Genomic DNA, 7,672 nt, shown 5'->3' on the forward strand with positions numbered 1-7,672 from the left:
CGATGTTATTCACCCTGGCCAACCTGTTTCGGGTGGACCAAATGATACGTCAGTGGGAGAGATCTCAGTAAAAACCGGAAATAACGCCAGAAATGGTGGAAAAAATAGCCTAAATAGGCTGATTCGATGTGTTTGCGGGAAAAAAATCGGCCCAGATCCGCGAAATTTTAATCAGCGAGTCAGCTTGGGAAGAAATGACCTGCTTATTCGCACCTTCCATAGCTGTAATGCCGTTGTATAAGGTTTCCCTGTTTGCTCATTTCCTTCTGAGCCGCTCTACAACGCTGAAGACACATTAAATAGTGAATCCAAAGTCGTATTACGTAACGGCGGCAAAACTATAATTTATTAGAGCAATTGTCAAACAACTATGAAAAACAATCCAGTTTTTGGCTGGTGGAGTGGGATTTTTCTCTCAAAATTTATTGCTCTAATAATTCTTGATTTTTATGCGCAGCTGGACGTAAACTCCTCTTCGGACCTAATAACTTCGTATAGTATACATTATACGAAGTTATCTTAAGGGTTATTGAACATGATCAATTTACCTGTAAATCCATACAGTTAAATACCTTATCAGGTCAAATAGTGATCACTTGATCATTTGATCAAGGTTGCGCTACGTAAAATCTGCGAAATGTTGGCAGTGTTAGTGCTCCAGATTTCGCGTAGCGCACTTAGCACCACCAATCAATCAGAGGTGAAAAATGGGATATTCAGCTGCTAAAGTGTCCACTCATATTGAGCTTGAGAAAAACCGTGGCTACTGGCGGGCAAAAGGGTTTGATCGTGATAGTTGTCAACTGTCATTATCGCGCGGTGAAGAAAAGATAGAACGCAGTCGCGGTCGTTGGCGTTTCTATGACGAGAACCATAAACAGGTAAAGGCAGAGCCGATCCTGTACACTTTACTTAAAACCATTATCTGAGTGTCAAATGTCCAATTTACTGACCGTACACCAAAATTTGCCTGCATTACCGGTCGATGCAACGAGTGATGAGGTTCGCAAGAACCTGATGGACATGTTCAGGGATCGCCAGGCGTTTTCTGAGCATACCTGGAAAATGCTTCTGTCCGTTTGCCGGTCATGGGCGGCATGGTGCAAGTTGAATAACCGGAAATGGTTTCCCGCAGAACCTGAAGATGTTCGCGATTATCTTCTATATCTTCAGGCGCGCGGTCTGGCAGTGAAAACTATCCAGCAACATTTGGGCCAGCTAAACATGCTTCATCGTCGGTCCGGGCTGCCACGACCAAGTGACAGCAATGCTGTTTCACTGGTCATGCGGCGGATCCGAAAAGAAAACGTTGATGCCGGTGAACGTGCAAAACAGGCACTGGCGTTCGAACGCACTGATTTCGACCAGGTTCGTTCGCTCATGGAAAATAGCGATCGCTGCCAGGATATACGTAATCTGGCATTTCTGGGGATTGCTTATAACACCCTGTTACGTATAGCCGAAATTGCCAGGATCAGGGTTAAAGATATCTCACGTACTGACGGTGGGAGAATGTTAATCCATATTGGCAGAACGAAAACGCTGGTTAGCACCGCTGGTGTAGAGAAGGCACTTAGCCTGGGGGTAACTAAACTGGTCGAGCGATGGATTTCTGTCTCTGGTGTAGCTGATGATCCGAATAACTACCTGTTTTGCCGCGTCAGAAAAAATGGTGTTGCCTCGCCATCATCCACCAGCCAGCTATCAACTCGCGCCCTGGAAGGGATTTTTGAAGCAACTCACCGATTGATTTACGGAGCTAAGGATGACTCTGGCCAGAGGTACCTGGCCTGGTCTGGACACAGTGCCCGTGTCGGTGCCGCGCGAGATATGGCCCGCGCCGGAGTTTCAATACCGGAGATCATGCAAGCTGGTGGCTGGACCAACGTAAATATTGTCATGAACTACATTCGTAACCTGGATAGTGAAACAGGGGCAATGGTGCGCCTGCTGGAAGATGGCGATTAGCCATTAACGCGTAAATGATTGCTCTAATTCTTTGATATTTATGGTGACATGTGAGAAAGGATTTCAACATCGACGGAAAATATGTAGTGCTGTCTGTAAGCACTAATATTCAGTCGCCAGCCGTCATTGTCACTGTAAAGCTGAGCGATAGAATGCCTGATATTGACTCAATATCCGTTGCGTTCCCTGTCAAAAGTATGCGTAGTGCTGAACATTTCGTGATGAATGCCACCGAGAAAGAAGTACGGCGCGGTTTTGCCAAAGTGATGGCCGAGTTTGGCGAATTTTTGGGGCACGTTGACAAAGCCCTTTCAATCAGTTCAGCAAGGTCCAAAGCGTTAACAGCTTCCATGCTGAAATAAAAAAAGCCTGGCAAGGAGCCAGGCTGCACAAAAGAGCGGGTTTGTATTCCGCATCCAATCAATCAAAAAGGAGTATAGCACACAGGTACTGAAGTGAAAAAATGTGATTCGCGATAAATAAATAACTTTGATTGCTCTAATTGATTGCTATAATTGAGCCGCAGTTTTTGTCAACTACGAAGACGTTGCCATTACTTCACTCCTTGACATCATTGGCGGCCATCAGGCCGCCTTTTTTTTGCCATATGAAAACAATCGAACAAAAACTTGAACAGCGCCGCGAGTGGCAGAAGGCAGCCAGAGAACGAGCGATCGCTCGGCAACGGGAAAAGTTGGCTGACCCCGCCTGGCGAGAATCGCAATATCAGAAAATGCGGGATTCTATCGACCGCCGTATCGCTAAACAGAAAGAGTGCCCACCAGCCAGCAAAACGCGGAAAAGTGCGGTAAAAATAAAATCTCGTGGCTTGAAGGGGCGAACACCGACGGCGGAGGAACGGACCATCGCCAATGCTCTTGGCACTCTCCCCTGCATTGCCTGCTACATGCATGGAGTAATATCTGAAGAGGTGTCTCTGCACCATATCTCCGGTCGTACCGCGCCTGGTTGTCACAAAAAGCAATTGCCACTTTGTAGATGGCACCACCAGCATGCAGCACCGGCTGAAGTAAGAGCAAAATACCCCTGGCTGGTCCCTGTTCATGCCGATGGTGTGGTTGGAGGCAAGAAAGAATTCACCCTGCTGAACAAGTCAGAGATGGAGTTACTGGCTGACGCCTATGAGATGGCAAACACCATGCACTAATAAATATATTATTTTTAATGCTAAGTGATTGACAACTGACAAGTGACTTCAGTCAGAATCATCACATGCCCGGTACGGATGGATCCCTTTTCAAATATTCCATGGACGGCACAGTCTGAGTACCGGGCGCTACCTTCAGTTGTATTGCTAAGCCGCCGCTGGTGGCTTTTCTTTTTTGTAGGGGGCGCTATGGATAAGAAAATATGCGTTGTTTCGATGAGCGTCGGCAAACCGGCGTCAATGACTGCTGCATGGATCAATAACGAGCTGATAATGGCTGAGCGGACCAGCTACCCTGAACGCCGCCGCGATATGGAACTCCAGCTGCTGCGAGAATTGCGAGAAAAAGAGGAAAAGGGTTTTATCGTGCTGGTGGAAGAGGAAAACAGCTTTATTACTGGTCGAGTTGGCCAGCGTGTAAGGTTGCGCGATCCCTTCATGAACGGCAGGCCGGTACTAATTGAGGCAATGCAGATTTATAAGGAGCTGGAACGCCAGAAAGCAATCAAGTTACCGCGCAAGGAATCCGGCAAATACATCCTCCACCAAAGCATCTTCGATTCCGAACACGATAAAAAAGGCGATGAATTTTTCAACATCAACTGGAGCGAAATAACGACAGAGCACGTTCTGACGTTGTTATGCTGCTTCGCAACGGAATACAACAACGTTGCAAGCGCCGACTACATCAGGGCAATGACTGGAGAAGTTGAGGCCCGCCAGGAACCATCGTTACTAAGCCCTCTGATTAACATAATTCGCGGAACCCAAACACTGGCGCAAAGACAAGTACCACGAGGGGAATTGACGGGTAAAGGTAATTATCTCTGAAAGATGCCCGGCGACAGACCGGGCAAAATGGCGGGAAGTTTAATCAGCATTCAGGAGCAATGCGTTATCTATGATGATCTGCTCCCATTCTTCGAATGCCCGGTCGCGGACGCCCTGGGGAACACTGTTTGTTTTGAAATCGACGACCGTACGCCATTTCCCGTCCGGACGGTACATGCGCAGAGCTTTACTTCCCCCTTCCCTGCGCACCTCAACGTTATGCTTGTCAGCAAACTCTTGTAATGCTCGTAGCGTCCCATGCTTTACTGTGTAGTATCGCTTTTTCAAGTTTTCTCTCCAGCCTGTGCCAAGGCTTCAACTTCCAAATCGTAAGACTCAAACTCATAGTCCTGGTCGTCAACTTCTTCAGGCACTGGCAGTAAATGCCAGGCTGAGTATATCTGACCATTATCAAAACGCTCCTGGCTGTAGAGCGTCGCGGCTATGAGTGTTAGCGCCGGGCGGTCATAACGGTAAATTTTGCGAACGTCACGGTCAACGAGACGACCGAAATTACCATAACCGCGCTCCAGTAATAATTTTTTAATTTCCGGCCAGTATGGGCCATAACTGCGGTACAGGCGGGGATTTTTCAGTAATCGCCCGCGTAGCCCTGACAGGAAGAAATCAACGTATTCGTCTTCTGTCTTTCCTAACAACGCCGTACGCAGCACCGCCTCAAGATATGTTTTATTCGGTTTTATTGTATCAGATAGTGTGACCATATTATGCGACGCCCGGCGAACCGGGCGCTCCTGTTATGCGTATTGTTGGATGACGGCCAGAACGTCCGCCACGTTGTGTTTTGTCTCGATAATCCACCAGTTACCTGGGAAGTCGCTGTTCTTCGCCTTCGCTGGCAACCAGCGAGCGCCGAATTTCGCCTTGATTGCGTCTTTCGCACGGAAAAGAACCCCTTTCATGCCGGAGGCTTCCTGAAGCCCAAATACCTCGCCAGCGGCGAATTTTGGTGCGTACATCATCTTCAGGTCGGCGGTGGATACGCGATAATTCAGCCCAAGAGACTGAACTATGCTGGTGGCATCACCCTGTATTGATGATAACTCTTCTTGTTTCTCGTTTCTGGCGGCAATTTCTTCCTCCGTGATGTTGCCTAGAGCCAGGTTTATCCGATCAGCGTCGGCCTGTTTCTCTTCATCGGTGCGCCCGGCAAGAACCGTGTTAATTCTCTGCAATATCTCAACATGATTCTTGCGCATGCTGAGTAATTCCGGCGTAACCTCGTTAAGATCCACCAGCCCAAGGATGGCAAGGTCGGAAAACATTGATACCAGGTTGTAGGTCATGCGATAGCTGAGTTGCCCATAGGCTGATGGCAACTGCACCGCATCCATTTGATAGGCATCCATAAATTTAGAGCCGTCGTTTACGACATCCGCAATTGCCGGTGTGATTTTCCCTGTGGTGGCGGCCTCCCTGATTGCTGTTACCCACGATTGAGTCAGTGCGGCGACTGCATGATTCAGATTGGCTTTCCGTTCTGCTGCAATGCGCGCGCTTGCAGCGTCCATTGCCTGTTTGATCTCGTCTTTATTGCTGTAAATGCCAATGGTGCCAAACTGTGCTGTGGTGACCTCAAAATCTGACGCCCGGAACTCATTGGTACCGAAAATGGCATTGGTGATCTCAAGTTCAGAATCCCCGTTACGAGTAGCCCCCTGGCTTGTTTTCTCCGGCATTTTTGCGATCGCATCCGCTATTTTCTCCTGAATTGCTTCAGGGGATAGCGTATCCCCGTATGACGCGATTACATCGCCATAATTGGAGCCAAACAATTCAACCAGGAATGTTTCTGCCGAACGGATCTGGCGGTTATTCCCTTCCGACATCATACCAAGCACCCATTTTGCAATTGACGACTTCAGCGCGCCGTCACGGCGATCCGGGTAAACCACATGCTTCAGTGGGTCCGTATAGGTACCAACAAAATCAATGCTATAGCCTGACTCTGTAGTCTGAACGCCGTATGAGTCAGTGATTTTGATCATGCCGCGCTGCTGGAAACGGTAGAAATCGTCACAGGAAATGATGTCGTTAATCCCGGCGATGGAGACGCCACCACTGATTTTCTGCATAACAGCATCTTCATCAGGAGTTACATCAACCTGTTTATCCAGCGTCTTCACATCCCAGTTACCCGATTTGGTGCCTTTGAAGGTAAAGATGATCTCCACGTCTGCGCGCTGGCTGTCGAAGTCCAGCGACTTAATGCGAACGATATCACCGGCACAATCGTAGTATTGGCCTACACGCCATGAGCGATCGCCGATAACAAGGAACTCATTCGCATGGTTAACCAGATCAGGATCAACATCCAGAATGCCTTTATTTATTGCATCCTCCACCAGCGGGCGCAGGCGTTTGATATCCGTCGCGGCCTTCTGGGTACGGTTCAATAATTTCTCATAGCGGGAGATGGCCTGAGAGATATTAGCCTTGCGCTGAATGGCGCTTTTCAACGACGCGCGATACTGTGCTAACAACATACGGTCTGTGTGATGGACACTCCCCCAGCGGGCCTTCCAGTCTGCGTTATCCGCTGCCTTGGCCATTGCCGCCTGTTTGAATTTAGCTACCTCGGCGGTGGTCTTTTCAAGTTCCGCTTTGCTTCGCTCTAATTCAGCGGTAAGTACCTCCACATCCTCGCCAGCTGCGTGCTGCGCCTTGATGTAGTTCTGAAGGTCGATAGTAGCCTGTTCTTTCTGGCGAGCGCGTTTCGCAGCTTTCGCCTTATCCATTTGAACCTGCATCATTGCCAGACGTTCGCCGTCATCCTTCGCGGTATACATCTGCATTTCGATCATGTCATTGGCGTCGGCGTTCTCCATTTCTGACTTATCTGAACGGAGGATATCGGAGATCCAGCCTGCTTTACGCTTCAGCGTCTTCAGTCGGTATTCATCGAAAGACCCCTTACCGCAGTAGTAGTGAACGCGAACGCTTGCACGGTTGGAACCAACTCGGGCACCGCGACCGTTACGCTGTGCGATACTGGCTGGTGTCCACGGCAACGTCAGGTGGTGGATATCCGTCGTTCCTCGATGCAGGTTGATACCCACCTCTGCCTTTTTGTTGCAGATGATGATCGGAGTCCGGCCCTCCTGGAAGTCGGCTGCAATCTTTTCCAGACCGCCCAACGACATTTCATTTTGCTGCGCGATATAGGCGTCATACAGAGCCATTTGCTCGTTGTATTTCGCTATCTGTGCATCTGTTGGTTCATCCGGTAGCTCTTTCGGCGGTTTAACCGCTTTCAGTTTCTTACCGGTTTTACCTGCCTCGGCAACCGTCTGAGCATTCAGGATCCCCACCTTTGAAGGTTCAAGGTTTAGAGCATTGCAGATAATGCGCTTGAGCTTCTGGTGCTGCGTTTTTTCATCGGTGAAGATGATTTGCTTACCTTCCGGGAAAAACTCCTTCAGCGTGGCGATCAGCTTCGCGTATTTGGGCGTAACGGGGTGAGTTACGGTCTGTTCGTCAATGCCAAACCTGGCCAGGCGCTTATTCACTTCCTGCTCGAACGCTTCCGGAACCTGCAACTGAATAAACTCGCCCTTATCTATCAGGGGAGCCCGCAGAATTCGGAAAAAATCGTACGCTAAGGTTTTCCGGGCATCCGTAAGGGCCGAAACTTCCCGTCTTCCAGTCTGCGGCTCTGCCGCCAGACGTAATCGCCGGTTAGGT

The 7,672-nt window shown here is 49.0% G+C and carries 9 protein-coding genes and 1 pseudogene; 7 read left to right on the plus strand and 3 right to left on the minus strand.

Features of this window, described 5'->3' with window-relative positions; genetic code table 11:
* The 7 genes from K0778_RS27940 to K0778_RS24250 form a co-directional block, all read left to right on the plus strand.
* Nucleotides 1–71, plus strand: a 71-nt coding sequence (locus K0778_RS27940; protein ID WP_002906209.1) for a hypothetical protein, incomplete at its 5' end; no start/stop codon positions are given.
* Nucleotides 53–241: a hypothetical protein gene (locus K0778_RS28515; RefSeq protein ID WP_308464168.1), complete on the plus strand. Its 189-nt coding sequence runs from the start codon at nt 53–55 to the stop codon at nt 239–241. The genes K0778_RS27940 and K0778_RS28515, both read left to right, overlap by 19 nt.
* 466 nt (nt 242–707) lie before the next feature.
* A complete protein-coding gene (locus K0778_RS24230; protein WP_032162347.1) occupies nt 708–929 on the plus strand; it encodes a hypothetical protein in 222 nt (73 codons plus the stop codon).
* Nucleotides 930–936: 7 nt separating this feature from the next.
* The gene (locus K0778_RS24235) at nt 937–1,968 is read left to right on the plus strand and encodes a site-specific integrase (protein ID WP_000067532.1); all 1,032 of its coding nucleotides are present in this window, start codon (nt 937–939) and stop codon (nt 1,966–1,968) included.
* 50 nt (nt 1,969–2,018) lie between these two features.
* Nucleotides 2,019–2,330 carry a lysogeny establishment protein gene (locus tag K0778_RS24240; protein WP_072643625.1) on the plus strand — a complete coding sequence of 104 codons (312 nt, stop codon included), beginning with the start codon at nt 2,019–2,021 and terminating at the stop codon, nt 2,328–2,330.
* A 245-nt stretch (nt 2,331–2,575) separates the two neighbouring features.
* The gene (locus tag K0778_RS24245) at nt 2,576–3,136 is read left to right on the plus strand and encodes a Ref family protein (protein WP_072643624.1); all 561 of its coding nucleotides are present in this window, start codon (nt 2,576–2,578) and stop codon (nt 3,134–3,136) included.
* Between the two features lie 189 nt (nt 3,137–3,325).
* Entirely contained in the window at nt 3,326–3,967 is a 642-nt protein-coding gene (locus K0778_RS24250; RefSeq protein WP_072643627.1) for a maturation control protein, read from the plus strand.
* A 39-nt stretch (nt 3,968–4,006) separates the two neighbouring features.
* Here the strand turns inward: K0778_RS24250 and K0778_RS24255 are convergent, their stop codons facing one another.
* The 3 genes and pseudogenes from K0778_RS24255 to K0778_RS24265 form a co-directional block, all read right to left on the minus strand.
* On the minus strand, nt 4,007–4,255 hold the full coding sequence (locus tag K0778_RS24255) for a hypothetical protein (RefSeq protein ID WP_000747846.1): 249 nt from the start codon (nt 4,253–4,255) through the stop codon (nt 4,007–4,009).
* Entirely contained in the window at nt 4,252–4,692 is a 441-nt protein-coding gene (locus K0778_RS24260) for a hypothetical protein (RefSeq protein ID WP_047653052.1), read from the minus strand. The genes K0778_RS24255 and K0778_RS24260 overlap by 4 nt, the downstream gene beginning before the upstream one ends.
* A 33-nt stretch (nt 4,693–4,725) precedes the next feature.
* A pseudogene (locus tag K0778_RS24265) lies at nt 4,726–7,554 on the minus strand (helicase-related protein); the annotation flags it as partial.
* Nucleotides 7,555–7,672 lie beyond the last annotated feature (118 nt).

The sequence above is a fragment of the Escherichia sp. XD33 genome (assembly GCF_019375075.1).
Lineage (GTDB): Bacteria > Pseudomonadota > Gammaproteobacteria > Enterobacterales > Enterobacteriaceae > Enterobacter > Enterobacter flexneri_A.

Excerpts from the sequence above, each read along its gene's own strand:
- K0778_RS24230 (WP_032162347.1), top strand. The coding sequence starts at position 708 with ATGGGATATTCAGCTGCTAAAGTGTCCACTCATATTGAGCTTGAGAAA.
- K0778_RS24235 (WP_000067532.1), top strand. The coding sequence starts at position 937 with ATGTCCAATTTACTGACCGTACACCAAAATTTGCCTGCATTACCGGTC.
- K0778_RS24245 (WP_072643624.1), top strand. The coding sequence starts at position 2,576 with ATGAAAACAATCGAACAAAAACTTGAACAGCGCCGCGAGTGGCAGAAG.
- K0778_RS24250 (WP_072643627.1), top strand. The coding sequence starts at position 3,326 with ATGGATAAGAAAATATGCGTTGTTTCGATGAGCGTCGGCAAACCGGCG.
- K0778_RS24260 (WP_047653052.1), bottom strand. The coding sequence starts at position 4,692 with ATGGTCACACTATCTGATACAATAAAACCGAATAAAACATATCTTGAG.